Source organism: Acerihabitans sp. TG2 (genome assembly GCF_035013185.1).
GTDB lineage: Bacteria > Pseudomonadota > Gammaproteobacteria > Enterobacterales > Enterobacteriaceae > Acerihabitans.
The window spans coordinates 255,118-280,130 of the sequence record NZ_JAYGJO010000002.1 but is presented as its reverse complement, the minus strand read 5'-3'; the positions used below and the strand labels follow the sequence as shown (position 1 = coordinate 280,130).

Genomic DNA, 25,013 nt, shown 5'->3' with positions numbered 1-25,013 from the left:
ATCGGCGTTAGCCACGTCGGCCAGGCGCACACCGCGCAGCGCGCCCGCGTTGGGTTTTAACACTTCCACTTCGGTGATCGACGTCTCGCCGCGTTTAATGGGGGTGTCCAGTTTGACCAGGTTATTCATGATATTTATTTCCTATTTGAAGTGGGAATGCATGTCGTTTTATCGTTATTTGTCCGCGATAAACCGGGGAAAATTACAGGCCGATGGCTTGGCGATGTTCGGCCAGTCGATCGACACCGTTAACGATCTCCACCAGGTTCACGGTGTCGATTTCAATCAGCACCTTGCCGCCGATAGTGAGCTTGTAATAGGTGCATTGGGTGGAGACTTTGGTTTCAGTGTCTTCGCCCTGTTTGTAGTCGCCGGAATCAATTTCCTTATGGCGACCGCGTAAGACCACCTCGACGGCGGTCACCTCGCCGGTATCGTCGCGCTGGAACGAACCGACAAAACGCAGTGGCACAGCGTTAACCCCCGCCGCGCCCCATTGAGTCAGCACCAGGTCGTCAATGCCACCCATGGCCCATTCCAGCGACAGCGCATCATCATCCAAGCCCAAATCCACCGGGGCGACGCCGTTCATGCCGCCGCCGCGATAGTTCTCCAGCTTGCGGGTCAGCTTCGGCAGAGTCATGGACGACACCACGCCCATATAACTGATACCGTCATTAAACAGATTGAGTAATTTCAATTTGCGGGGCAAAGCCATAAAAATTCCTTAACTGTTGATGGCAGAAGCAAAGCTCGCCAGGTACTGGTCAGTGATGCGTTGGCGGAAGGTCAAATCTTCCAAAGGAGGCACCGGCGTGTAGTCGTAATCGATCAGCAGTTTGCCCGCTTTGAGGGTGTCTTTATCGTTGGCGGTAGCGTCGTACCAGCAGGAACCATCAATAATGTATCCGGCGGTTTTCAGCTCGCGGAACTTGGCATTCACGCCTTCGATCATGTCGCGAACCAGCGTTGGCGTCATGGGTTTGTCCATCGCCCACAGGTGCGCCTCGGCCATGGTGTCCGCCAATATCTGCGCGGTGCGGGTGTAGTTCTCAAAGGCAAACAACGGGTCGTCGCTACAGGTACGCGAACCCCAGAATTTAAAGCCGTCCTTACGGATCAGCGTGGTAACGCATGCCTGGTTTAACAGGTCGGCATCGGTGCCGGTGGTCTGCAAATCCCAATACACATGGGCAGAAATGCCGGTGACGCCGTTCACGCCGACGTTGGACAGGGTTTTATGCCAGCCGGTATCGGTGTCAATCTTGGCGCGCAGCCCCAGGGCGTAAGCAGTGGCATAGGCGGTATCGCTGGCCGAGGTGGTGGTGTTCCAGGCCAGGAAGTCAGGCCAAATCAGCATCAGTTCGCGCTGGCTAAAGTTCTCGCGGTACTTGATGGCCTCGGACACGGTTTTGCAACCCCAGGCGCTGATATAACCCACCGCCCGCAATTGCTGGCAGACCGACGCCAGCGCGGTGGCCACTTCCAGATTATCCAGCCCCGGCACGCCAAGAATGCGTGGTTTTACGCCAGTCTCGCTTTGCGCCGCCAGTAGCGCGTTAAGGCCGGTATAACGGCCATCGGCATCAACACCGCCGATAATATGAGAGGTGCTCTCGGCTTCGTCCTTGCCTGCGGCCACGCGCACCACCACCGTGACCGGTTTAACTTGGCTGGTAATGGCCATCAGCGAAGAATACAGCGTGCCTTGTTTACCGGCTTTCCCGGCAGCGGTCAGTACATCGGTAATTAATACCGGGGTATTCAGGGGAAAGGTAATAGCGTCGGCATCTTCGGCGGTACATACCAGCCCGACAATAGCCGTGGAAACAGTGGAAATGGTGCGCGTGCCGTCGTTGATTTCCAAGACACGCACGCCATGATGATAATCGCCCATACAGGCTGCTCCTTATTATGACTGGATAAGAGAAGGATGCCGGAGAGTGGAAAAAGAAGCTCGTTATCAGGGATGTATGTTATATAGAACAACAAATACACATAACGCGTGGTAATTCTTCGGCAAACATCAGGGTAAATAAGGAGCCATTAAATGACGGTCACACTGCATTATGACGTTCCCAGCGCGGATGAATACAATGATCTACGCATCGCGGTAGGGTGGGATCTTTCAACACCTGAAATAATCACCTTAGCGTTACAGAACTCCCTATTTACCGTCACCCTGCGCCAGGCCGGCCAACTGGTCGGTATGGCCAGGGTGGTGGGCGATGGTGGTTTAGCGTTTTACGTACAGGATGTGATCGTCCTTGAACATTTGCGTGGCCAAGGCTATGGAAAGTTATTAATGGATGAAGTCATGAAATATTTACATGCCACCGCCAAGCCGGGGTCCGGCATAGGGTTAATGGCGGCTCTCGGTAAAGAAGCGTTTTATGAACCTTTTGGTTTTCACCGCCGCCCAAACACATTAAGGGGTAGCGGTATGTCACAACACCCCAGTAAATGGTGATTGCCAGCGTTGCTATTATCGATATTAAACCCACACCTCAATTATAAAGGGGACAGCGGCCAGGTAATATTGGGAGCGGATGCGGTATTTAGCGTTTGCAACGCTTGGATATATCGCATCCACTCAGTCAGCAATGTCTTATCGGATTCACTAATCATATTCAGCATCAGTTGCGTTTGCCACAGCTGCGTCCGGGCGCTGGCCTCGGTGATAAGGGCGGCGCGCTTGTTGTTAGCCTGGGCGATAGCTGCCGATTGTTCCGCTAGCTTATCGGTTACCCAGGCTTTGCCGTCCCACTTATCGTAATCGGTCGCGGGTGCGATTAAGGTTAACCCGGTATCCAGTTTTCCGGGGGCACTTACCGTCACCGCTTTACCGGTTTTGATGCGGTAGGCGGTTTTACCGCGATGGTCTTCCAGCGCTTCCCAGCCGGTGAAATCCGTCGAGCGGCAAATGGCAACGCCATCCTGTTTACCCGGTGGCGCATCGATACAAGAATTGGCGGGCAGGCCGACGCCGACGGCTAAATATTCGCTGCTGCTGTATATATACTCCCTGGTTGACTCATGATAATTAAATACGTTAAGCGTGCCCGCGTTTAGCGCTATGTTGTGTTCGTCTAATAAGGCAATATCCATTATGCCGCCCTCACAATATAATTGAATGCCACATTGCGTGGCCGAGTTTCAGCACCGGTACGCGGTGAGCTGCCGTTGTATGCCGTGTTTGATACTGCCCCAACCAGATTACCGTCGCCCGATAATGACGATCCCCCATCAGGAACTGCCAGATTGCCGCCGCCCGATCCTATACCGCTTAATCGAATAGGGCCATGTCCGTGCTGCTGTAACACGTCGAGTTGCAGAGAAAGCAGACTTCGGCCAGCATCCACCCCCCTAGCGTCATCAAAACCCCGAATAAATTCACCACGTAGATCCGGTAATATGCCGGTGGGATAAATGGCGGCAAGTAGCGGATAAGTCGTTTTGTTAAATACTGCCCCATTACATTTTAACCAGCCACTTGGCGGCGTTGCCGTCGGCCAGGGTAAGGGGATGCCCACCGGAATAAGATTGTGACTAATACCGATATTTTGCAGAAATAACGCCTTGTCGGGAATATCCGCGCCGTTTTGCTCTTTCGCCAGTTTGCCCGCAATGGCATCCAATACCGTGGTGGAGAAGGTAGGATCATCCCCCAGCGCTGCCGCCAGCTCGTTAAGCGTATCCAACGCGCCAGGCGCGCCATCGAGCAATGCCGTCAATGCCGCCTGCACAAAGGCCGTGGTGGCAATCTGTGTAGTGTTATCGCCCTTGGTGGCCGTCGGGGCTTTCGGTGTGCCGGTGAGGGTCGGGCTGGCCTTCTGGGCATATTGCGGATGGGGATCGGCGGCGGCCAGATGGCGGGCCATCAGCTCATCGGCGTAGGCCTTAACCTCGATCACTTTGTCATCAACGTATTTGCGCGTGGCCAGTACCACCGACGGGTCAATTTTCAGCGTCACCGCCTCGGTATTACTGACAATTAAAATCAAACGCACGGTCTGGGTGCGTCCGCTGCCTTCCTGCAATAGCGGCTTATAGGTGTCCGGGCAGTTTGCGATGGCAATCAGTATGCCGTCGTTATCAAACAGGCCTATTTCCCTTATCCAGAATCCGCCCTCATTTTCGGGAATAATTTGCTCGGCAATGATCTGATTGGTGTTGGCCGCGTCCACCGACAGGGAATTTAACGGGGAGCGACGCTGCTCGCCGATCAGTTGGGTTTGCGCCGGGTCAGGCGTAGGCAAAGTACCGCCGCCATCACCTACCGCCAGATGGGTTAATTTTAATTGGGTGCCTAACGCGGTGGCATTAGCCAGCTTGGCCGCACCTAAATTGGTTAGCAGGGCATAATATTTTGTGGTCATAAACTTACTCGCAGCGTGTCGATAAGATGCACCGCGCCGCCGGTAAACTGCTGGCCGGCCACGGTAAGGGTTTCAGGGAAATAGGGGTACACGGTCAGCTCGTCGCCGTCATAGCTGGCCGCGCTGATTGAGGTGGTGCCAGACACATCCAGGTTGATAGACAGGCCTATTAGATGACGGCTTAACGGTTTGGCATCGTCTATCAGGCGCTCCAGCTCGATATACATCTCATCGGTGATGCCGGTCTCCAGCACGCCGACGTCCAGGCGAAAGGTGCCGGGCGTTTCGTGGGTATGCCACCACTCCACCACCTTAATCAGGTAGCCGAGCGGCTCGACCACACGCCTCAAAGCACCAATGGTGCCTTTGTGTTTATGGACATAAAACGAGGCGGACACCACGGCGCGTTTGGTTGCCTCGCTCCAGCTCTCATCCCAGCGGTCAACCGAATAGGCCCAGGCCAGATACGGCAACAACGCCAGTGGGCAGGTGTTGGGGTTCCATAATTCACGCAACGGCACAGTGAGGTCGCCCAGCCGTGCACAGGCTTCGGCGGCGGCCACTTCCAGGGCGCTAGAGCCGACCGGTAACAGACGGCTACTCATCGGAGCCACCCACCGTTAACCGGTAACCTGTGCAATAAGCGGCTTGGGTTTTGTCCAGCACCACGTCCAGCAACGGGGCGGCCAGCTCTACCCGTTGTACCCCTTCCACATGCAGCGCGGCGTACAATGCCGACAGGCGGATATCCCGGCCTAACCGACGTTGTTCGGTGATAAACGCGGTTAACCGGGCCTCGGCCGCTGCGCGTACCGGCTCAGCTTCCGGGCCGGGGTACAGGTACAGCGTGGCGTCGAGGGTATATGGCACGATGGTGGCGGACTGCACCGTCACCCGATCGGCCACCGGGCGCACATCCTCATCGTTAAGTGCGGTCTCCACCACGGCTAGCAGGTCGGCGGGTGCGCTACCGTCGCCCTCGCGTGACAGCACGGTGATAGTGACGCAGGCCGGGGAGGGACTTAACGCCGACGCATCGGCCACCCGACCGTCGGCGCTTAAGGCGTGATATTCATAAGCGCCGGTCGGCCCGGCCACGCTTAGCCCCTCAAAGGCTTGCGGCGCACGCAGGCGTAAATCGATATCCGCCTCATACACGGCGGCCAGGGGCGGCACCACTGAATCATCGGCGGCCTGTACCGTCAGGCGCGAGACGTTAAAATTGGCCACCACCTGGTCGAGATCGGCCCCGTTGGCATACGCCACCATTACTGCCTGCGCCGCTTCGTTGATCCGTTGGCGCAATAACAGCTCACGGTAGGCGTTCTCTTCCAGCAGTTTAACGATGGGTTCAGATTCCAGCGTTAGGGTGCGGGTAATGGCCGCCTGTTGCTCTTCCGGGTACAGGGAAACCAGGGTGGCCTTGCGCTCGGTGAGTAGGCTTTCGTAGTCCAGCGCCTCAACAACCAGGGGCGCGGGTAATTGGCTTAGGTCGATGGTTGCCATGGGATCAACTCACTGGAATGGATAAGGAAACATCGGCGGCCTGGCTAACCGTTTTACCGGTCAGCTCCACCACCATTTTGCCGTCATAGGTGGACGCAAAAGTGATACCGGTCAGGCTAATACGCGGCTCCCATTGCAGAATGGCGCTATAACACACCGCCATGATCTGCAAACGCAGTGCGGCATTTTGCGGCTGGTCAATCAGTTCGGACAGCAACGAACCATAGGCCCGGCGCATCGGCCGGGAGCCGATAGGCGTTATCAGGATATCGGCCACGCTTTGTTGAATATGCGCCAGGTCGGCCAGGGCGCGACCGCTGTCGCGGTTCATGCCGAGGTAGGTCGTGCTACTCATACCGGGCCACCCGTTTGACTGGAGCCGGACTGCACATCCTTATGTTTATGGGTATGCACCACCACGCCATTGGACGACAGGAAACCGCCGCTATGGGTTAGGTTGCCGGTCATCGTGCCGCCTTGCTTAACGTCGATGGTTTGGGTAATGAGTTTATTAGTGCAGACCACCTCCGGCGTATCCAGGGTAATGCGCGTTGAGGCAGTGCAGGTAATAAGCGGCGAGGTCACCGCCACACTATCGGCAGCGTTAACCGTGGCAGTTTTAATGCCGGTGGCCAGCAGCGCGCCGGTCAGCGGTTCGTACTCGATCACTGCGCCATCGGGGAACGATAGATGCACAGCATCGGCCGAGGCCGACGGCGCCGGAAAGTCATCAGAAAATACGCCGGGCAAAACAAAAGCGGTATCCAGCTCACCGCCCAGCGCCAGCAGGATCACCTGCTCGCCAACCGATGGCGCCCACCAGGTGCGGGTGCGTCCGGCACGGGCGGTCAGCCAGTGCAGCCAGTTAGTGGTGTTGTCGCCGGTATCCACGCGGCACAGACCGTTGTCCAGATCGACAGCGGCGACGGTGCCGATGCGGATTAGGTTGCGAAGGAGGCGTAGCGCATCATTTGATTGAGGGGATCGGTTCATGAATAAATCATGAAGTCTAAAGAGGATTTAGACAAAGCATCGGTGACGTATCGAGCTTGACACAACAATAAAAAAATAAGAAATATCTTATTACATACCCTAGTGTTTTACATTCAAAGTTGTATTATTCCGTTACACAACCAAATCTTTGGATCGTAAATGGAAGAGAAAGCGGAAGAAAAAGAATTTTACACAAATGGCAACGTTAGCATTACTAATGCCAGGTTTCGTGTAGGTTCTACTACATATGCCATGCAAGGCGTAACATCAGTAAAAAAACATAGAATTGCAGCGAACAAAATATGGGCGATATTAATGGTTTTAGCTGGGTTGGGCATGATGTTTTGGGCCGAGCTGAGCGGTAAAGTCGTTGGTTTTGTTATACTTATTTTGGGTGTGATAATATTTAAGATGCTGAAAGATACTTACATTGTCATTCTTAATAGTTCATCAGGCGAAAGCCAAGCGCTCAACAGTAAAGATGAAAAGTATATTGATGACGTAATAAATTCATTGAACGATGCAATTGTGCATCGGGGTTGAAACACAATGAGGTGGTAATATGCCACCTCTTTTTTTTATTTGCTTAATGTTTCCACAATCACTTTATCGATTATTGCGATATCTTGAACGCTTAATCCTAATAACGGACGCTCGTCATAGCGTATATTTTGGTTATGGCGAGATATATTATCCCTCAACCCATAATGATGCACCCGCGCCATCCTTTGTACCCGCCCGGTAAACTCCACCACCGCGCTGTTACTATCGCCTTTGGCTTTCATATAACGATTGGTGCGCAGCTTGCTAAACATCTCCCGTTTTACCCGGCCCTGTTTTTTTCGTAGCGGTTGCACCTTGCGCGGTACGTAGGGCGTGCCATCCGGCGCTTGCTGGCGTTTGATGCGCTGTTGCTGGCTGGTACGCAGCTTTTTAGCGATGGTGACCGCCATGGCCTTGCGGGCCTGCGGACTAAGTGCGGCAATCAGTCCTTCCAGCCGTTGGTCAAACTGTTCTAACTCATTCATATCAGCCGCTTATCCGCTCGTTATTAACATACAGCGCCGCCGGTCGGGTAATGGCCTCGGGTATCGGCGGCTCCGCCACATGGTCAACGTGCAGCGCGCCGTTAAGCTCTTTCACTATTACCCGTTCGGTCAATTGCAGATCAATACTGATATCGCTTAAGGTGTCGCTTAATACATCCACCTTAAAGGTAAAGCCGGTTTGTCGTTTATGTTCGGTGGCCATGATGTCGGGCTGGTTTTCCCTTAGCCAAGCCAGCACTGGCACCATGATCAGGTCGGCGTCCCCGGCGTAGTCGGTGATCACCAGGTTAAGCTGGTACTGATATTCAAACGACAGCGACGGGGCCAGGGTCGAGACTACACGCCCGTTATCGATAAACAGGTGCAGATTATCAGGGTTGTTTTGCAGTAGCGGCACGCTGGCCGTTAATGCCTGGCGCAGTTGCGCGGGTTTGAGCATCATGGTGTTCCTGGCACTGTTTAACTGCGTCCACCTGGAGGCCACAGGTGGCCAAGGCGGATTCGAGTTGGCGGATATCGGCGCTTAAATCGCCGTTAGTTTTCGGCTGACTGCCCGGCATCGGGCAACGGCTCACTCTCGGACAGCCAACGTAAATAATCTGCGGCGCTGGCGAACGTGGGGCGGAGGTGCAGCCGCACAGCAGCGTCAGGCAAAGCAGTGTCATACCAGTCGCGCAGGGTTTGATTTTCATTAAGCAGTCCTTGGATCCGTTGTTCGCGGTTTTGGGCCAGGCGTCCGGCAGCGGTCAGAGATTGGCGCAGGGACAGTTCGGCTTTGGCCAGGTCTAACGCCTCGTGTTGCAGGCGGGCGATCGCCGTATCGCGGCTTTCAATACCCACCGACAGTGTGCCGTTTATACGGGTTTGCTGTTCGAGGTTGTCATTGAGCGTGGCCGTGTACCACAGCAGCCCGGCGATGGCGACCGCCGCCGCCAGAAGTAAAACCATCATCAGGCGCATATCAGGCTCCGCTTAGGCATAAGGCCATTTCCGCTTTGCGGCGGCGTTCGACGCCCGCCGACCGTACCCCGTTAACAAATACCCAGCGGCTTAACTGGTGACAGGCATCAGACCAGCGGGTTTTATTGATAAAAAACGCTAGCGTCGAGCCACAGGCGGCGCGCACGCCGACGTTAAACGCAAATGCCACCACCGCGTCATAGACCGCCTGCGGCATCAGGTTGACCGTCATACAGCGGGTTATGCCGGTTTCCACCCGCTGCACATCAGCCACCAGATTCACCGCTGCCTGGCGTTCGGTGATCGGGCGGGCGGCGTTTACCCCGGCGGTATGACCTACGCCATTAGTCCACACTCCGGCGCTGCACTGGTAGGGTGATAACTGACAGCCTTCAAAATCCGCGATCAGCCTTAACCCGGCCTGGGAGGTATGCAGGGTTTTGGACTGCGGCAGCAGCGCGGCCAGCGTCAGAATAGCGGCGGCCGCGCAACGTTTAACGGTTGAGTTCGTCATACACCTCCCGGCGCAGCCCGTTGCGGGCCAATAGCTGATAACTTTTGCGCCGGTAATACCAGTTGACTAAAAAGGTGCCGACGCCCACCGCTGCGCCGACCATAAACGCCACGTCCTGCGGTGACATGCGCCCCAGCCAGGCCAGGAACACGGCAACGCAATAGGCAAACGCCGAGGTGATCCGCTCCATATTTCAGTCCCATAATTGAAGGCTTTCGATAACCGCCGCGTCGGGGATGTCAGGCAGCTCCAGGGTGGTGCCGTGGGGCAGCATGGCCCCTAGGTCGGCCAGCCGGGGATTGACAGCCAATACCTGCTCGACCACGCCCTGGGTGCGCCCGTAATAACGCCAGCAAATGGCGTCTACCGTATCCCCTTGCAGCGCGTAGATTTGCATTACAGCAGCCCGATAATGCAATGCCGCGTGCCCGCCACGTTGCTGATACTGATACGCGCATCACGCCACAGCTCATCAATGCGGCTTTCCACTTCGTCGGCCTTTTTGCCGCCGTTGGCGCTGGCGTCATAACCGCGATAACGCTCGGCCAGACCGGCGGCGGTGATGGCACTGACCGCGCGGCGGTACTCGGACAGCTTGAGGCTTTCCCCGTCAATCTGGTCGGCGGGGACCTCGGCCAGGGTGGCAAAGCCCAGGGCCATTTGTGCTTTGCGGTACTCCCACAGTTCGGTGTTGACCTCGGCGATAGCGCTTTTGATGGCATGACGCAGGCGCAACGGGGTGATGGTGCCTTCAAAACGCAGAATGTCGCGCATCACCACCGGGTCAACGGCAGGCCAAAAAAAGGTGTTTTGAATTAACGGCTCGGCCTCAATGTTCGGGCGCGGCGCGGGTATCACCAGTGACGACATAAATCCCTCTAAATAGGTGGGCGGTGGACGGCAGGCGTTGAACAGTCCCGAAGGACGTCGCGGCCTGTCGTGCCGCCCGGCGCGGGGCGCGTTCGTTAAGCCGACGGGACGGCAGCATTACGTAATTGCCTGTCCAGTCGCTCGATATCCTTGATAACGCCGCAGCGGCTATGCAGCTGTAACGCCCGTTTTAAATGGTCTAACGCCCGTTCAGCCTTGCCCATATCACGCAACACGTAGCCGATGATTTTGTGCAGCTTGGCGCGCACCTGGTCAGGCATATCCTCGCTGTCGGTTAACTCCAGGGTCGCCAGTAGGTTGTCCACATTCACCGGTTCGCCCGCCGTGTGGGCGCGGATCGCCGCCTCGGCGACGTCCTCGGCCAGCAGGTAAGGCGTGGGCCGGGTGAAGGTATCCGGCGTGGCCAGCTTGTAACGCAGGGCGTAGCGCGCAATCTCCAGCGCGCCGGGGATATCCCCTGCATCCAGTCGCCAAATCATCACGGTCATCAGGATAGTGTCCTGGGCACCGCGTCCCTCGGCCAATACCCCGGCTACCCAGGGCGCATAGTCCGGCAGCATCTGGCGTTTTAGCTCGGCCTTGCGCTCCTGGGAGCGCACCTGTTTGAGTTTGCGTTTGTCCTCGTTAAGCTTGAGCAACATCAGCTCGTAGCCGGTGGCATGACGCAGCGGGTTATCTCCCCGTTGCGCGGCCTCGATGGCGTGCTGGCGCAGTACATGACGGCGGGCAGGGCTTAGCATGGCTTAGGCTCCAGTGCCGGTGGTAGCAGTGGCCGCGGCCAGATCCGCCGCTCTAACCGCTGCCACGGTGGCGGTGGCCAGGGCGTTGTAGTCAAGCACCGTGGCGACCTTGGCCGGTTCCGGCTCCTTTTCTTTTTCCTTCGGGTCGAGCATTTCGATATTTTCAATCAGCCCACCACAGGCGTAATCCTCGATCACAAAGTCCTCGTTAATGGACTCGTAGTTTTCGATGCGATCGCGCTTGGCCACCTCGTCAATCAGGCGGCGGTGGGTATCTTCCTGCCAGTAAATGGACAGGTTATCCAGGCGGGTGATCATCAGCGCGTTAGGCGGGAAGTAGGGCACCCGCACCGCAGGCAGGTTGCCGATGCGTTTCTGGCTCACAATCAGGTCGGCAGCCAGGGTTTCGGTGTTGGGTTGGGTTTGGTTAACCAGGGGGAAGTATTTATCGGCCAGCAGTTGGCGACCACAGATCACCACCAGTTCCGGGTCTTCCTGATACCAGGGGGCGATCAGCTGCGTGGTGTTATCCATCACCAAGGCGTCGAGGTTGGCGTAATCCCAGCCCTCGCCGACGCGGATAGTCGGCGAAATCACCGTACCATCATTCGCGGTCACGGCACTCATCACCCGGGCCGGGGCGTTGTCGCGGTACTTCTGCAGCCAGCCCACCGCCACGTCTTGCAGCAACGGATTGGCCAGGCGGTTGGAGGTTTTGGCGCGGGTCACTCCGTTAAAACCGACCATGATCCGGTCAAGCGCCTGGCGCTTAATAATGGCGTCACGCAGCCGGGCCTGAAAGTCCTGATAACGCGCCCACAGGTCGAGGGTGTTATAACGAATATGGAAATCGTAGTTCACCTGCTGGCAGAAATACCCCTCCGAATCCAGCGTGGCAAAGTCCGCCGTTTCGCGTTCGTCACCGGCGGTGGTGTCGGTGGTGCTGGCAATGGAGCCGGACACGCCGATACCGATTTTTTCGCCCTTCATTTCCGCCACCGGCACGATGTTAATGCGGGTCAGGAATTCCGAGGACTCCTGGGTGCGGGTCATCAGGGTTTGCGTCACTGTGGGTTCGACGCTGAATTTTTTATTCAGGTCGCTGGCCCCGACGCCGTTCAGCTCGGCGACGCGGGTCAAAAAGGTATTAAATTTAAAACGGGTATTGGTTTTCATCGGGTTTCCTAAACAGGGAATACGGGTTAACGATGGTGGTCACATGGCCGGGTTTAGCAGTCGGTCAATACCTCGTCGGGCGCTTCACGACCGCCGGTGGCCAGCGGGCGGCGGGTCTGATACTGGCTATCGGTTGCGGTCAGTTTGTTGGTCAGGGCGGTGACCTGGTTATGGTCGGTGACCATGGCTTGCTCCAGCACAGCGAGACGTTCGGTTAACGTGGTTTCCAAGGTAGAAAGCTTGGTGTCCTGCTCGGCGGCGGTGAGCTGCACATGCTCGGCCACCGCTTCAACTGCCTTAAACACGTCCGCCAGGCGAGCGTCGTCGGTGGTCTGCTTGCCTGTCAGCAGGGTTTTCACGCGGGTAAATAACGACAGGCCCGGCTCGGTGACGTCTTCGAATTCCAGTGATACCTCGACCGCCGCCGTAAACAGGTTGTCCGGTGCGGTTTTGCGTGCCGCCAGCGGGTTATTTTGGGCGCTGGCGCTAAAGGCCAGCATTTCAGTGCCCAGGCTGGCCGGGTCGTCGGTCACCGCCAGACCGACCAGGTAGGCTTTGCCGCTGTTGGCAAAGTTCGGCTGCACTTCCATGGAGGTATAGATTTTCTGGCGCAGTTGGTTAAGCAATACTAGGTCGTCGGTGGGGGAGATTTGGGCAAACAGCGCCCATTTGCCGTTCAGTACCGAATCATCGGCGATCTGTTCGGCCTTTAGCGCTAACACGTCGCCGTAACGGCGAAACGCACCGTCAGGCAACACGCCTTTAAGGTGTTCCAGGTTGAGGCGGCAACCGTAGACGCGGGTGTCAAAGGTCTCGGCCATCTGTTGGATATCGTCGGCGTTAATCATTCGCCCGTCGCAGGTGTCACCCTCGACGCCGATACGGAAAAATTTCGATACTTTTTTGGCCATCGGAAACGGCTTCCTTGGTGGGTTAATCAGGTCAGGGATAGTTTCCGGGGATAGCGGGAGCGCCACAACGCATCAGGGTTGTGGTCAGGCTGGCACAACAGGCAGCACAGGCGCGGGGGCGGGCGAGTCGCGTAGCCTTAGCGCCATGAATACGACACCCACCACTATCATCAGCGATCCGAGGCGCCAGGCGGCACTGCTTTACTGGCAGGGTTTTTCCGTGCGCCAGATTGCCGAAACCTTAAGCCTGAAAGCACCCACCGTGCAGAGCTGGAAACAGCGCGATCAGTGGGAAGCTGTGGCGCCTATTTCACGCATCGAAACCAGCCTGGAAGCGCGCTTAATCCAGCTGATAATGAAAACCCAGAAGGGCGGCAGTGACTATAAGGAGATTGACCTGTTGGGCCGTCAGATCGAGCGCCTGGCGCGGGTCAATCGCTATAGCCAGACCGGCAACGAGGCCGATCTCAATCCTAACGTGGCTAACCGTAATAAGGGCGAGCGTAAGACACCGGAAAAGAACGTATTTAGCGACGCGGCGGTGGAACAGCTGGAAGCGATATTCCATGAAACGTCGTTCGGGTATCAAAAAGGTTGGTATCAGGCAGGGCTACAGCACCGCATCCGCAATATCCTCAAATCCCGCCAGATTGGTGCGACGTTCTATTTTGCCCGCGAGGCGCTGCTCGATGCGCTGACCACCGGGCGCAATCAGATATTCCTGTCGGCCAGTAAAGCCCAGGCCCATGTATTTAAAAACTACATCATCGACTTTGCTCGCATGGTCGAGGTTGACTTGAAAGGCGATCCGATGGTGCTGGGCAACGGGGCACGGCTGTTTTTCCTCGGCACCAACGTGCGCACCGCCCAGAGCTACACCGGCAATCTGTACCTGGATGAATACTTCTGGATCCCCAAGTTTCAGGAACTGCGCAAAGTGGCGTCCGGCATGTCGCTGCATAAGAAGTGGCGCACTACCTATTTTTCCACCCCGTCGAGCCTGGCGCACAGCGCGTACCCGTTCTGGTCGGGCGAGCTGTTTAACAAAGGGCGTGGTAATAAGGCCGATCACGTTCACCTGGATTTAAGCCATAGCCATTTATCCCAGGGCGCTTTGTGCGGCGATGGTCAGTGGCGACAGATTGTCACGGTTGAGGATGCACTGACCGGCGGCTGTAACCTGTTCGACCTGGATCAGCTCTCCCTGGAGTACAGCCCGGCGGAATATCAAAACTTGCTGATGTGTGAGTTTGTGGATGATAAGGCGTCGGTGTTCCCGTTCGCCGAGCTGCAACGCTGCATGGTGGACAGTCTTGAGGAATGGGAGGATTACAACCCTTACGCTACCCGGCCATTTGCCTATCGGCCGGTGTGGATTGGTTATGACCCGTCGCACACTGGCGACAGCGCCGGCTGTGCAGTGATAGCACCGCCGATGGTGCCGGGCGGTCAGTTCCGGGTGCTGGAGCGCCACCAGTGGAAGGGCATGGACTTTGCCGCCCAGGCGCAATCTATCAAAGAGCTGACCGAAAGGTATGTGGTCGAGTATATCGGCATCGACGCCACGTCCATCGGCCAGGGGGTATTCCAACTGGTGCAACAGTTCTTCCCAGCCGCCCGGGAGATCCGCTACACGCCGGAAATCAAAACCGCCATGGTGCTGAAAGCCAAAGACACCATTACCAGCGGTAGGCTCGAATATGACGCCGGGCATACCGATATCACCCAATCTTTTATGGCCATTCGCAAAACCATGACCGCCAGCGGCAATCGTTCGACCTTTGAAGCCAGCCGCAGCGAAGAGGCCAGCCATGCCGATGTGGCCTGGGCCATCATGCATGCGCTGTTAAACGAACCGCTTACCGCCGCCAACGGCGGCCACAGCCCTAATATTCTGGAGTTTTATTAATGAGCCAACGCAAAGGCCGCCGGGCCATCAAGCAATCAACAGCGCAGACAACTACCGCCCCGACCGAGACACAGCAGGCCCAGGCGTTTAGTTTTGGTGAACCGATCCCGGTACTCGACCGGCGAGAAATCCTGGATTACATCGAATGCACCGGCAACGGCCAATGGTACGAGCCGCCGATAAGTTTTGATGGCCTGGCCAGGAGCCTGCGCGCCGCCGTACACCACAGCTCACCGATCTACGTTAAGCGTAATATTCTGGCGTCCACCTATATTCCGCACCCGCTGTTAAGCCAGCAGGAATTTAGCCGTTTTGTGCTGGATTACCTGGTGTTCGGCAATGCGTTTCTGGAGCTACGAAAAAATCAGCTTGGCGAGCCGCTTCGTCTGGAATGCATTCCGGCCAAATATACTCGCCGGGGCGTGGAGCCGGACACCTACTGGTTTGTGCAATACTGGAAAGAGCCGCACCGCTTTGAAACTGGCAGCGTATTTCACCTGATAGAGCCGGATATTAACCAGGAGCTGTATGGCCTTCCCGAGTACCTTAGCGCGTTAAATTCCGCCTGGTTGAATGAGGCAGCCACCTTATTTCGGCGCAAGTATTACCAGAATGGCGCACACGCCGGATATATCCTGTATATGACCGACGCGGCGCAAAGCAGCAGCGATATCGACCAAATGCGCAAAGCCATGAGGGACACCAAAGGATTGGGGAATTTTCGTAATCTGTTTATGTACGCGCCGAACGGCAAGAAAGACGGGATACAGATTTTGCCGCTTAGTGAAGTGGCGACCAAAGATGATTTTTTTAATATCAAGAAATCCAGCCGGGATGATTTACTCAGCGCGCACCGGGTGCCGCCGCAGATGATGGGGATTATTCCTGATAATGCGGGGGGATTTGGGGATGTGGAGAAGGCTGCGGGGGTTTTCGTTAGAAATGAGTTAACGCCATTACAAGAAAGGTTTAAAGAAATTAACACGGTATTTAATAAAATTGTGATAAATTTTAAAGAGTATTCTCTTTCACCACAGAAATGATAGAATGTATAGGGATTTTGGCGTGCGAAGGTGATAAGAATGAGTGATAATATCAAAGAGAGAATTTCTTTCTTTAAAGAAAACTACGAAATGATCTCTGGTGGGCCTCTGGGGCAAGGCAAAAAAATATACATCAAAGCCCGTATTGATGAAGATGGAAATAAAAAATGTAAGTTTTGTGGTAAATCAGAACCCGACATAACTTTTAGTAACGTCTCGCATGCGTTACCGATGTTTCTTGGCAATAGAATTCTTATAGCAGAAAATGAGTGTGATTCTTGTAATGAAATGTTTTCGAATGATCTTGAAAATAATTTTGATAAATATACTAAACCTTATAGAACATTAGCGAAAATTAAAGGCCGGAAAAAAGTTCCAACGTATAGATCCAAAAATAAAGAAACGCGCTTTGAAAATAATGAAAAGGATGGTTTTCATATTACAACTGATGAAGTTAATGAAGCTGTATTTTTAGATCTTAAAAATAAAACATTAACATATAGCTTCGATTTGGAACCATTTGTGCCTACTGCGGTTTATAAGTTTCTTATTAAGATCGCCTTATCAATAATGCCAGATGTTGAAATGAGAAATTTTGCTTCAAGCCTCTCTTGGATAATGGAAAAAAATCATGCAATAAAATTAATTAGCCCGCAAGTTTTGTTATCTATTTTTGTTCCAGGATTTAAACCTAACAATAATTTAGTAATGATGTTGTTAAGAAGAAAAAATAAAATAGAAAACATACCATATTGTTATCTCATTTTGGCTTTTGGTAATGTGGTTTATCAAATAATGGTGCCATCTCTCTTAGATATAAATCAGGGGAAGGAGTTAACTCTAATTTTTTCACGATGTCCTACACCGTTTGAAATTGAATGGCCACTTGGTGAAGTTGATTACAGACAAGAGGATTTGTCGAGTCATGAGGTTTGTTTAGACGGAAAATTATCCATAGCTTTTAAATTTGAAAATGTAAGCGAAATTCCTTTATGAACTATTAGGCATATTTTTAAATAAAAATATTTATTAAAATAAATATTTAAAGGAGATAATTTGCCAGATAATCTCCATAATCTAGATTTCATGAGTATTTTTGAGTCACCATATCCGCACCTTCATTCAACAGGTCATTAATCGAATGCCCTGTAGCCTGTGCCGTCATGGTCAAAGCCTGATGCCGAGCAGGTGTTAGCCGCGTTGTCACCTTACCGCTATAAGATTTGTACGGCGGTATGCCGTCTTTTCTACACTCATCAAGGAAGACAGACAGAGAGATCGATCCCTCTTTTTTCAGTTCTTCCACGCTGTAGGCGTAAAAGTCCGCGCCGCCGTTCAGGCCGATAAATTCACCGCGAAACATTTCGATGTCTGGGTCAAAGATGATAACAGCCGTGTGGCCGTCGATTTTAAGTACATTATTCATGGTTTAATTCCTAAGCTATCCAACCATATCCTGATGGAGTTAACCGCCCCCTTGTCAGTGGTGGGTCTCGGGTGTGGTCGATGAAAGATTTTCTTTTCCCCTTTCAACAACACCGCAATCCTTGAGCCTTCCCGTTCGTGAACTTCCGCGCCGAGGCCGATAAAAAGGGACTCAATATCAGCCCACTTTATCGAACCGTTGACCGGTCGGGCGAACACATCTGACAGCGTTTTCTGGTGTCGTTTGTTCATAAAGTTATAGTATCACAAAATGACACCATGACAAGCGGTTTTCAAGGTTAGTTCTAAGCTTTTGATGGGGCATATTGGTTTTATGCGAATGAAAAATAGGGCATTAAACCGGGCCTCTGTGAGGTGCCATTGCCAACATGCCAAACGGTCGAGGTGAGGGCCGTTAAGGCCATGGCGGGGCGGATATCTTGCTAAAATGGTGGTTCCAGATGCGTTAGCGCGCAAACTTTCCCCCTCCTCGCCTGCCCGCTTTGTAGGTCGTATTTCATGCGCTTGCCCGATCCAAATGGATCCAGACCAGGGCAGGGCTAAGGCACTATCACCGTACCCGCGATCAACATGCAAAATCATGCGCTCTATGCATGCACTGGCGCATATCTGGGATAATACTGGCTATTCGCATGCAATTGTCTACCTGTCCGCATTTTACTTGATTACCAGTTTGCAAATTTGTTGCTCGTTTCCAGCAAAAATCTGAAACAGTACTAGCTAAAGTTGAAGGCCAGTTATGAGCGAGAAGCGGAAGTTCAAAATTGCTCTCACCACTTGTTCGTGGCTTTACGAAGATCGTGCTGTATTAATCAATGGGGAGCAGGTCACCTGCTATTCCCATAGAAGCATGTCAGCTAAGCTGTTTTAAAAGCTGTAGACTGACAGCAAGTGTTTCATGATAATCTATCAGCGTTTTACGATGGATTCATAGGAAAAAGGCCCCATCAGGTTGAACATGAAAGACCTTCTCAAGCGGATAAAAATCAAAAGGATAAAGGTTTTGAAGAAAAAACCATCATGGCCTCGTCCGAAGCACTCTCGCGATGTAATGGCGCTTACTGTAAAGCTAGTTCTTATTCTTCTGAGTATGGTGGGATTGCTCGCCACACTTTACCCACTCATAGATACTAAGCAGATAACCCCCGGCACTGCTTCGATCATATCTATAGTAGGGGTCATCGTATTATTACTTTATGGTTTTTTGGTCTTCTTTGAGATTTACACTCTGGATGGAAAACGTGTCTTTAAGCAATCCGACCCCACATCAATACGAAATTACATGCTTCACTGGATAGCGTATGGCGGTCGAGTAGCAATCTGGACCCGCGACATGAGCTGGGCCAAAGATGACGAGTCCAAAAACCTTCTTTTAGAAAAATCAGAAAGCGGTGAGCTAATTATCTGTCTGCCGACTCATACCACTTTCTCTAAGGAGTTGGAAAAAAAAGGTGCGGAAATCTATGTGTACGGTACGGAATTGCTCAGTGATCCAAGCGCACGCTTTACCATTGCCTACTACGGCCGAGATGGGAGCAAAGTAGCTATTGGTCGAGCCAGAGCAGACAAGCATATAATCGAGGAGTTTGACTCTGGCTCCCATCCGGCTTTTAATTTGGCTTATGAACTTGTGCAAGTCGCTAAAAATGCCTCCCATAAAAAGAATGGAAACCAGATATGAATTCGAAGTTCTCTTACATTGAGAGTATCTCCTCTCAAGAGCTAGCTAGTGAGTGGGACGGCTTGGCTACTGAGAGGCATCGTCAAATATACGCGGGCTTAGATATTACATTCACCCATGTGATGGCGCCATTAGTTGAGTCGCTGGTTGGCCAAAATCTTGATGCAACTCTGATAGATATTGGCTCAGGTACAGGAGAGCTTACCGGGCGCCTTGCTATGCGCTTCAAGAGGGTTGTATGTATTGAGCCATCAGCCCGAAGTTTGGAAGTTGCAAAATCAATCCTATCAACTTTCTCAAATGTTTTTTTCATCAATTCAGACTTTGAAGATTGCGGGGGGCAGTTCTTTCACGATGCTGACGAGAAAAACATTTTCTTGGCAGCCATGATGCTGTCGGCAGATCCTCAACTTGATAAGTTTGCTCAAACATTATCCAGGGCCGCACGCAGAGGGGATGAGTTTGTTGCAACTATTCCTCATCCGTGCTTCTGGCCTAGATACTGGGGGTATGAAAAAGAATCTTGGTTCTCTTATAAAAAAGAACTAATGATTAAGGCTCCGTTCAAAATATCATTATCTGGCTCAGAGCTTAAAACCACACACATCCATCGGCCGATAGAGACATACATTTCGACCTTTTCTAAATATGGCTTCCAATTACTTAATATGTCGGAGCCTATACCCAATCAAAAAATTCAATCCTTATATCCCCAGAAATGGGATTTTCCTCGCTTCCTCGCTTTCAAGTGGGTTAAAGGCTGATCTATCCCATTCGAAAATGCCAGTCAGAGTGACCTGCTCCCCGCTGATTAACACAGACTGATGTTAGCAACGTCCGCTTTTGGCACAGGCTGTGTGAAAACGATTTTGAGCACAAAGATCGCCAATAAAATAGCTGGAAACTGCGCTTTTACGTAAAATTTGGCTCAGCGAAGCCATTGCTTTATTCTATATTTTGCGTAGATGCGCGTACTTCATTTTTTGGTCAGAGTTTTCACACAGCCTGGGCACATAGTTGACACACAAACCAGGTATCGTAAGGAACAGTAAAGACTTCAGGATATGGAAAAATTTTTTGTAGGCGACGATCGAGTAATTGGCAAACGCTGATCAACTAAAATGCGAAAGGGGTGTCAGTTAAGATGCCATTACGCAAATGCTAAAGCAATGTATGCCGTGAGTGATTAAAAACGGCCAGCGGGCGATTTAGGCGGGGGAGTAGGGGCCGATCAGTGCAGCCCCTAAGGATGCTAAAAAGTCAGTGTAGTTTTTGCCTGGCCTCCTGTTGGTTTCGCTCGATTTGCCGCTGCGCCAACTCGGCTATCAACCCTATCGCTAGCTGTATTTCGTCAGGATCGCAGCGCATAAGTAAGATAGCCTCCGCAAGAAACTGGATTCGCGAAAGAGCAATGTGTGTTCCCGGTATTGAATTCAAGTGTTCCCTCTTTTATGTGTTACTGTTTATATATACAGTAATGGAAAATACGACTTCGCGTCAACTAGTTAGCGCGCTAATTTGCCTGTTCGGTTACTTCTCGTTCGTCAAAAGCCCATTCGTTAGTCATTGGTAAATAATGAGTTACTCCGTCGATCGTTAATTTTGCCCCGCGCACCAGTGCTTCCAACTCCCATGGCATAAGGGTGATCCCCTGGTTAAGAAATTCAGCTTTAACCACCGGCAATCGCTGCCGTTGTTCGTCGGTCATACGCGCTGAGGGTGCTGGTTCCCTTATACGTTGCGGATCATAACCGCGCTGTGTTCGTTGCGGTTTCGGTTGGTCTTGTTTAAGGAACCGTGCCAGCGATCTGACTATCTCATCATCTTGGAAGTCGATAACCCCTAGGTGAGGTTCATCCGGCTGCGTTACGGCCTGTTTGGGTGGGTTAGCGGGCCTATTCGCGCCCGCGTTTCGAACACCCCACCCACAGTTATTGACAGGACTCCGAGGCGCGGCAGAGCCGCTTTTTAAGGTCAAAACATTAACGTCAACGGCGCGGGCGACAATGCGCCATTCGGTTAACCGGGTTTCATGGATATGAGTTTCCCCCAGATGCGGCGCAAAAATGCCGACCACCTTTTGCACCTCTTCGTCGTATTCGTTGAGTTCGTCGCCGGTCTTGCGCGCCACCCTCACGGTTTGTGAATCCCGTGCCACGTTGGCGCCGCCCTGTGCCTGCATATAGGCGGCAAAGTCTCCGACGTCAGCCGCCGCCCGTACCGCTTCCACCTGTTCATCAAAGCTGTCGGCCAGGCTGATATGCCGGATAAGACGACACTCACGGTAAGCGCCCATGGTGGGTATGCCGATCGGGTGAAACTGTGGGATACGCCAGGTGGAGGCCCAGGCGGTAACAGCGGCGGCAATACTCTGGAGCGGCTTGCCGGACTCATGATCGATATCGCCCTCAAGGGCGTAGCCGTCGATATTCTTGGCGATGTATTTTGCGATGTAACCGGCGGCACCGCCTTTGTTAAGGTGCTTGCAGTCAAAACGGTTCTTGGCCGCACCGCGCTCCTGGCCATCTTCTTTCATGGCATAACGACGCATGATCTCGATCACCGCCTGGCGCTGCGCCCGTTGGGTAAACAGCATCATATGCCAGTGCGGCGTGCCGTCGTGATGCGGCTCGACCACGCGCATGCCGTAGACCTTGATGTCCTGGTCTTTAAACGCGGTGCGGATTTTGCTCCACAGCCCCACCAGGTAGCGCTGGCCATCTTTAGGGGTGAAAGCCTGTATGTCCCATGAGCGGTTAAACTGCGCGGTTTTCTGGTCACCTTTACCCTTGGTGCGGGTGGGATGATATTTCGACGGCGTGGTGATGGTCAGGAACAAACCGACGTCACCCTGCTCGGCAGCGTAACGCTCGATTCCGGCGATGGTGCTCATCAGCTCCATGCGGCGTATTTCCGGGTTAGAAATGCTGGCCATTACCTTATCGATTAAGTCGAAACGCTCGCCGGTCTGGACGTTTTCCAGCTCACGGCTTTTGAGGTATTCCAGGTTAGCCAGGCGGCGGGCATGTACCTCGCGCACCGCCTGTTTGCTGGCATAGGGCGCTATGTTCAGATTCACCTGGCCAATGGCAATCAGTAGCGCTTCGCGCCAGCGGGTGCGCTGGGCTTTTAGCTGGCGCTCCCACCATTCATCGTTAACCAACCGGCTTACGCTGGAGAATGCTTTACGCAGGGTCAGTTTGCCCTTGCGGTAGGCTTGCCAGTGCAGCGGCGTGACGTTAAGCGCATGGGTCATACCGGCCACTTGGCCAAAGATCTGCGCCTGCACCTGGTCATCAAACAGCACGGTTTTATCGCCGTCATGTTCGGCGATCGCGGCATCGCTCAGTAGCTCGTAGGTTTCCCGTAATTGCCCGGCCAGACGCCCGGCAAACTTGCGCAGCGATTTATCGGTCATATCCGGCAGGTGGCGGTAACTGTCTGCCTCGTTGATTAAATGGGTGGAATAGGCTTCATTCATGCCGTTGCGACTCATCACCGCCTCGATACGCGGCAACAGCCGTTGATGCACAGTGAGCATCAGGAATTTATTGGCGGCAATCAGTCCCTGGTTTTTCAGCAGGTAGTCATAACGGCCTTCCAGATACGGCTGTAAAAAGCGCGGAGTCCTACGGATGCGAAATAAAACCGCTTGCCCCTGAATATGCTGTTCACGGGTAAGCGTTCTTTTATCCACGGCGATGGCCGGGCGTGGCGCGTTCCAGGGATACGGACCAAACGATGGCTGTTGGTCAGTCCCTGGTGTGGGTGAAGGGGCAGCGCGGCCCCGGCTGGCAGGCGTCATAACGTGGGGAGATTAAAAGCGCGCTGGCAGAGTTCCGCCAGTCGCTGCATTTCAGCGATTAACGCCGGGATATCGGCCAGCCCAGCGCGCCGGGTAGCGTGGTTAACCAGATCGCTTATCAACTCGACGGGAGTCTGGTAGAGGGCCAGCACCGTTAGGCGCGGCTCCCCGGCAAGGCCGAGGGTGATGTGATGCAGCACATAATCATCCTTAAACCGGGTGATGGCATAACGGCCGTCGATTTCGAGTCTCATCGGTTACCGCCCTGGCCGGTAGTGGCGGTTATGTGCCTCACGGATTTGTTGGCAGGTGACGCAGCACTGCACCCCCGGTAATGCGATGCGCCTAGCCTCCGGGATCGGGGCGTTGCAGTCTTCGCAGACAAAGGCGGAAGCACCAATAGTTTTAGGGCGGGCATTCTCTATTAGAACCTTGAGAATGTCGTCTTGCCGGGTCTGCGCCAAATCAATAATGTCAGCCATTAGAGCGTCTCCAGTGCTTCATTTTGGATACGCTCAGCCTCTTGCTGTAAAATCTCGGTAACGCCGCGCCATTTCATTTTATGTTTGAAAATAAAATCAGCCATCCGCTCTAGGCGTGCGGACATCAAGGCTGCCTGATTACGCCTTTCATCCATGCGGGCGGCATTCAACGCCATAACAAACGACGTATAGTCACTATCAATATCAGGAATATCGCTACCGATTTTAGTTGTCAGTATTTCTTTATTAATCATGGAATTTCTCCGTTTTGGGCAAAAGAATGCCCGGTACAATCAAGTACCTGTTGTTTTAAAATTAATTAGTTTTGGCTATAAGCTTCGGGTTTGATGGCGGTAAGGATGGTCGGCGCATCATCAAAAAGGGCGATCAGCTCACGGATGGCCGCCAGCAACGTTTTGCGCCATGGGCACTCGGTATCATCAATGCGCCATAACGGTTGATTAAATTCCGATGCCGTTAATCCGGCGTGCATAAATAAGCTTTTGCGTTCGCTAATGGTCAAGCGTTGCAGATAGACGATATTACCGACTTCATGCCTGCGGTATTTGGCAAAGGCTTTGCGTAACTCGTCCAGGGCATTGACCAGGCATTCCCGATCGGCGTCGTTCATTTCATGCAGGAACATCACCGCATGGCGTTTTTTCAGGCCCGCGTGAAAGCAGACGGTTGCCCGGTAGCGTTCCGGCAGGGCATTATAAAAATCGCAGGTTTCTTGCCAGCGGGAACCGGCAAAAAATTTACCAATCAGGGCGCGCAGATTAACCGGCAAAGTCTGCATATGCGACGCGGTAAAAGCATAGTGATTCATAGATTGCCCCCTATTTTATGTATCCATTTCTTGAAAACGCCACCGGTGCGCGGCTGTGCAACGGGAGAACGGCACGGGTTCCAACGTTTGCCACCAGGCAACTCAACCCAGCCATGGCCGAAATGCCGCGAGGGGCTTTGTTGTTTAAGCAGTGCGGCAAGAGAAATGGTCATTAGCTCAGTCCCAACGAGGCACCGATACCGCTCAGCGCGTCGACGGTTTGTGCCAGGGCCGGGTTGGATTGGACACGCGCATGCATCGTCAGGCCGACCAGGGATAAATAACGGATGCCGGAATTAACGCTTTCCAGCAAAGCGCTTTTACGCGATGGCGTCATGCGTTCGGTTGATACGGTTTCTGCCGCCACCGAGCCGATCGCCGCCGTTGCCCGCATCACATAGGCCGGAATATTCTCGGCGGCAGCTTCGTTAATCGGCACAGCAGGCATGCAGTTAAGCTGCGCCAGTAGGCCATCGATTAATGTCGCGTCTTCTGTGGCGTCGGTGATCTCCAGCAGTTCGCGGCAAGTCAGTTGATGCGGTTGATCCGGATTGAGCTTATTGCGCAGCACCTGGGGATTCATGCCGATACGTTCAGCGATATGCGTCAGTTCACCTTTGTGCGCATTTGCAAACAATCGGCATGCATTTTCGAGATTTTTATGTTTAGAAACTTGATAATCAAACATGGTTGCACTCC

Annotated in this window: 35 protein-coding genes and 1 pseudogene; 7 read left to right on the top strand and 29 right to left on the bottom strand. The window is 53.3% G+C overall.

Annotated elements, in window-relative coordinates; translation table 11 throughout:
* The 3 genes and pseudogenes from SJI19_RS03215 to SJI19_RS03205 all read right to left on the bottom strand — a co-directional run.
* Positions 1–129: pseudogene (locus SJI19_RS03215) on the bottom strand (phage tail assembly protein); the annotation flags it as partial.
* A 73-nt stretch (positions 130–202) separates the two neighbouring features.
* Positions 203–718, bottom strand: a complete 516-nt coding sequence (locus SJI19_RS03210) for a phage major tail tube protein (RefSeq protein WP_323476817.1) — start codon at positions 716–718, stop codon at positions 203–205.
* Positions 719–727: 9 nt separating this feature from the next.
* The gene (locus SJI19_RS03205) at positions 728–1,897 is read right to left on the bottom strand and encodes a phage tail sheath protein (protein WP_323476816.1); all 1,170 of its coding nucleotides are present in this window, start codon (positions 1,895–1,897) and stop codon (positions 728–730) included.
* Positions 1,898–2,050: 153 nt separating this feature from the next.
* On the opposite strand from SJI19_RS03205, the gene SJI19_RS03200 reads away from it, so the two are divergent.
* Complete coding sequence (locus SJI19_RS03200; protein ID WP_323476815.1) at positions 2,051–2,470, top strand: GNAT family N-acetyltransferase; 420 nt, start codon at positions 2,051–2,053, stop codon at positions 2,468–2,470.
* A gap of 41 nt (positions 2,471–2,511) precedes the next feature.
* On the opposite strand, the gene SJI19_RS03195 is transcribed toward SJI19_RS03200, so the two are convergent.
* Genes SJI19_RS03195 through SJI19_RS03170 form a run of 6 tightly spaced genes read right to left on the bottom strand, consistent with a single transcriptional unit; the run spans position 2,512 to position 6,878 of the window.
* Positions 2,512–3,108 carry a tail fiber assembly protein gene (locus SJI19_RS03195; RefSeq protein WP_323476814.1) on the bottom strand — a complete coding sequence of 199 codons (597 nt, stop codon included), beginning with the start codon at positions 3,106–3,108 and terminating at the stop codon, positions 2,512–2,514.
* Positions 3,108–4,379: a phage tail protein gene (locus tag SJI19_RS03190; protein ID WP_323476813.1), complete on the bottom strand. Its 1,272-nt coding sequence runs from the start codon at positions 4,377–4,379 to the stop codon at positions 3,108–3,110. Before SJI19_RS03190 ends, SJI19_RS03195 begins: the two co-directional genes overlap by 1 nt.
* Positions 4,376–4,984 carry a phage tail protein I gene (locus SJI19_RS03185; RefSeq protein ID WP_323476812.1) on the bottom strand — a complete coding sequence of 203 codons (609 nt, stop codon included), beginning with the start codon at positions 4,982–4,984 and terminating at the stop codon, positions 4,376–4,378. The genes SJI19_RS03190 and SJI19_RS03185 overlap by 4 nt, the downstream gene beginning before the upstream one ends.
* Positions 4,977–5,885 carry a baseplate assembly protein gene (locus tag SJI19_RS03180; RefSeq protein ID WP_323476811.1) on the bottom strand — a complete coding sequence of 303 codons (909 nt, stop codon included), beginning with the start codon at positions 5,883–5,885 and terminating at the stop codon, positions 4,977–4,979. The genes SJI19_RS03185 and SJI19_RS03180 overlap by 8 nt, the downstream gene beginning before the upstream one ends.
* Before the next feature lie 4 nt (positions 5,886–5,889).
* Entirely contained in the window at positions 5,890–6,240 is a 351-nt protein-coding gene (locus SJI19_RS03175; RefSeq protein WP_323476810.1) for a GPW/gp25 family protein, read from the bottom strand.
* Positions 6,237–6,878 (bottom strand): phage baseplate assembly protein V, encoded by a 642-nt coding sequence (locus SJI19_RS03170; protein WP_323476809.1) that lies wholly within the window; start codon positions 6,876–6,878, stop codon positions 6,237–6,239. The genes SJI19_RS03175 and SJI19_RS03170 overlap by 4 nt, the downstream gene beginning before the upstream one ends.
* Before the next feature lie 159 nt (positions 6,879–7,037).
* Here SJI19_RS03170 and SJI19_RS03165 point away from each other — a divergent pair, with 159 nt between their 5' ends.
* On the top strand, positions 7,038–7,421 hold the full coding sequence (locus tag SJI19_RS03165) for a DUF6232 family protein (protein ID WP_323476808.1): 384 nt from the start codon (positions 7,038–7,040) through the stop codon (positions 7,419–7,421).
* A 35-nt stretch (positions 7,422–7,456) separates the two neighbouring features.
* Here SJI19_RS03165 and SJI19_RS03160 read toward each other — a convergent pair whose 3' ends face one another.
* The 11 genes from SJI19_RS03160 to SJI19_RS03110 all read right to left on the bottom strand — a co-directional run bounded on the left by SJI19_RS03160 (position 7,457) and on the right by SJI19_RS03110 (position 13,119).
* Complete coding sequence (locus SJI19_RS03160) at positions 7,457–7,906, bottom strand: phage virion morphogenesis protein (protein ID WP_323476807.1); 450 nt, start codon at positions 7,904–7,906, stop codon at positions 7,457–7,459.
* A gap of 1 nt (position 7,907) precedes the next feature.
* On the bottom strand, positions 7,908–8,366 hold the full coding sequence (locus tag SJI19_RS03155; protein WP_323476830.1) for a phage tail protein: 459 nt from the start codon (positions 8,364–8,366) through the stop codon (positions 7,908–7,910).
* Positions 8,299–8,568 carry an Rz1-like lysis system protein LysC gene (lysC, locus tag SJI19_RS03150; protein ID WP_323476829.1) on the bottom strand — a complete coding sequence of 90 codons (270 nt, stop codon included), beginning with the start codon at positions 8,566–8,568 and terminating at the stop codon, positions 8,299–8,301. Before lysC ends, SJI19_RS03155 begins: the two co-directional genes overlap by 68 nt.
* Positions 8,462–8,887: an Rz-like lysis system protein LysB gene (gene lysB, locus SJI19_RS03145; protein WP_323476806.1), complete on the bottom strand. Its 426-nt coding sequence runs from the start codon at positions 8,885–8,887 to the stop codon at positions 8,462–8,464. Before lysB ends, lysC begins: the two co-directional genes overlap by 107 nt.
* A 1-nt stretch (position 8,888) precedes the next feature.
* On the bottom strand, positions 8,889–9,401 hold the full coding sequence (locus tag SJI19_RS03140; RefSeq protein ID WP_323476805.1) for a lysozyme: 513 nt from the start codon (positions 9,399–9,401) through the stop codon (positions 8,889–8,891).
* The gene (locus SJI19_RS03135; RefSeq protein WP_323476804.1) at positions 9,382–9,591 is read right to left on the bottom strand and encodes an HP1 family phage holin; all 210 of its coding nucleotides are present in this window, start codon (positions 9,589–9,591) and stop codon (positions 9,382–9,384) included. The genes SJI19_RS03140 and SJI19_RS03135 overlap by 20 nt, the downstream gene beginning before the upstream one ends.
* A gap of 3 nt (positions 9,592–9,594) precedes the next feature.
* Positions 9,595–9,798 (bottom strand): tail protein X, encoded by a 204-nt coding sequence (locus SJI19_RS03130; protein ID WP_323476803.1) that lies wholly within the window; start codon positions 9,796–9,798, stop codon positions 9,595–9,597.
* On the bottom strand, positions 9,798–10,271 hold the full coding sequence (locus SJI19_RS03125) for a head completion/stabilization protein (RefSeq protein WP_323476802.1): 474 nt from the start codon (positions 10,269–10,271) through the stop codon (positions 9,798–9,800). The genes SJI19_RS03130 and SJI19_RS03125 overlap by 1 nt, the downstream gene beginning before the upstream one ends.
* Positions 10,272–10,366: 95 nt before the next feature.
* A complete protein-coding gene (locus SJI19_RS03120; RefSeq protein WP_323476801.1) occupies positions 10,367–11,032 on the bottom strand; it encodes a terminase endonuclease subunit in 666 nt (221 codons plus the stop codon).
* Between the two features lie 3 nt (positions 11,033–11,035).
* Positions 11,036–12,208 (bottom strand): phage major capsid protein, P2 family, encoded by a 1,173-nt coding sequence (locus SJI19_RS03115; RefSeq protein ID WP_323476800.1) that lies wholly within the window; start codon positions 12,206–12,208, stop codon positions 11,036–11,038.
* Positions 12,209–12,261: 53 nt separating this feature from the next.
* Positions 12,262–13,119, bottom strand: coding sequence for a GPO family capsid scaffolding protein (locus SJI19_RS03110; RefSeq protein ID WP_323476799.1), 858 nt, complete (start codon positions 13,117–13,119; stop codon positions 12,262–12,264).
* Between the two features lie 145 nt (positions 13,120–13,264).
* Between SJI19_RS03110 and SJI19_RS03105 the strand changes: the two genes are divergently transcribed.
* From SJI19_RS03105 to SJI19_RS03095, 3 genes are read left to right on the top strand one after another with little or no spacing between them, the layout of a single operon-like run.
* On the top strand, positions 13,265–15,028 hold the full coding sequence (locus SJI19_RS03105; RefSeq protein ID WP_323476798.1) for a terminase ATPase subunit family protein: 1,764 nt from the start codon (positions 13,265–13,267) through the stop codon (positions 15,026–15,028).
* Positions 15,028–16,071, top strand: a complete 1,044-nt coding sequence (locus SJI19_RS03100) for a phage portal protein (RefSeq protein WP_323476797.1) — start codon at positions 15,028–15,030, stop codon at positions 16,069–16,071. The genes SJI19_RS03105 and SJI19_RS03100 overlap by 1 nt, the downstream gene beginning before the upstream one ends.
* 39 nt (positions 16,072–16,110) lie before the next feature.
* Positions 16,111–17,067: an HNH endonuclease gene (locus SJI19_RS03095; RefSeq protein ID WP_323476796.1), complete on the top strand. Its 957-nt coding sequence runs from the start codon at positions 16,111–16,113 to the stop codon at positions 17,065–17,067.
* 88 nt (positions 17,068–17,155) lie between these two features.
* Here the strand turns inward: SJI19_RS03095 and SJI19_RS03090 are convergent, their stop codons facing one another.
* A complete protein-coding gene (locus SJI19_RS03090) occupies positions 17,156–17,497 on the bottom strand; it encodes a type II toxin-antitoxin system HicB family antitoxin (protein WP_323476795.1) in 342 nt (113 codons plus the stop codon).
* Positions 17,494–17,748, bottom strand: coding sequence for a type II toxin-antitoxin system HicA family toxin (locus tag SJI19_RS03085; protein WP_323476794.1), 255 nt, complete (start codon positions 17,746–17,748; stop codon positions 17,494–17,496). Before SJI19_RS03085 ends, SJI19_RS03090 begins: the two co-directional genes overlap by 4 nt.
* A gap of 727 nt (positions 17,749–18,475) precedes the next feature.
* Here SJI19_RS03085 and SJI19_RS03080 point away from each other — a divergent pair.
* Both SJI19_RS03080 and SJI19_RS03075 read left to right on the top strand, forming a co-directional pair.
* Positions 18,476–19,198: a hypothetical protein gene (locus SJI19_RS03080; protein ID WP_323476793.1), complete on the top strand. Its 723-nt coding sequence runs from the start codon at positions 18,476–18,478 to the stop codon at positions 19,196–19,198.
* Positions 19,195–19,962, top strand: coding sequence for a class I SAM-dependent methyltransferase (locus SJI19_RS03075; protein ID WP_323476792.1), 768 nt, complete (start codon positions 19,195–19,197; stop codon positions 19,960–19,962). The genes SJI19_RS03080 and SJI19_RS03075 overlap by 4 nt, the downstream gene beginning before the upstream one ends.
* A 749-nt stretch (positions 19,963–20,711) precedes the next feature.
* Here the strand turns inward: SJI19_RS03075 and SJI19_RS03070 are convergent.
* From SJI19_RS03070 to SJI19_RS03040, 7 genes are all read right to left on the bottom strand, one after another.
* Entirely contained in the window at positions 20,712–23,003 is a 2,292-nt protein-coding gene (locus SJI19_RS03070; protein WP_323476791.1) for a replication endonuclease, read from the bottom strand.
* Positions 23,000–23,257: a DUF5405 family protein gene (locus SJI19_RS03065; RefSeq protein ID WP_323476790.1), complete on the bottom strand. Its 258-nt coding sequence runs from the start codon at positions 23,255–23,257 to the stop codon at positions 23,000–23,002. The genes SJI19_RS03070 and SJI19_RS03065 overlap by 4 nt, the downstream gene beginning before the upstream one ends.
* Before the next feature lie 3 nt (positions 23,258–23,260).
* Entirely contained in the window at positions 23,261–23,485 is a 225-nt protein-coding gene (locus tag SJI19_RS03060) for a TraR/DksA family transcriptional regulator (RefSeq protein WP_323476789.1), read from the bottom strand.
* Positions 23,485–23,739, bottom strand: a complete 255-nt coding sequence (locus tag SJI19_RS03055; RefSeq protein WP_323476788.1) for a DUF2732 family protein — start codon at positions 23,737–23,739, stop codon at positions 23,485–23,487. The genes SJI19_RS03060 and SJI19_RS03055 overlap by 1 nt, the downstream gene beginning before the upstream one ends.
* Before the next feature lie 65 nt (positions 23,740–23,804).
* Entirely contained in the window at positions 23,805–24,314 is a 510-nt protein-coding gene (locus SJI19_RS03050) for a replication protein B (RefSeq protein WP_323476787.1), read from the bottom strand.
* The gene (locus SJI19_RS03045) at positions 24,311–24,487 is read right to left on the bottom strand and encodes a phage filamentation protein Fil family protein (protein ID WP_323476786.1); all 177 of its coding nucleotides are present in this window, start codon (positions 24,485–24,487) and stop codon (positions 24,311–24,313) included. Before SJI19_RS03045 ends, SJI19_RS03050 begins: the two co-directional genes overlap by 4 nt.
* Positions 24,487–25,002, bottom strand: coding sequence for a phage regulatory CII family protein (locus SJI19_RS03040; protein WP_323476785.1), 516 nt, complete (start codon positions 25,000–25,002; stop codon positions 24,487–24,489). Before SJI19_RS03040 ends, SJI19_RS03045 begins: the two co-directional genes overlap by 1 nt.
* Positions 25,003–25,013: the final 11 nt, after the last annotated feature.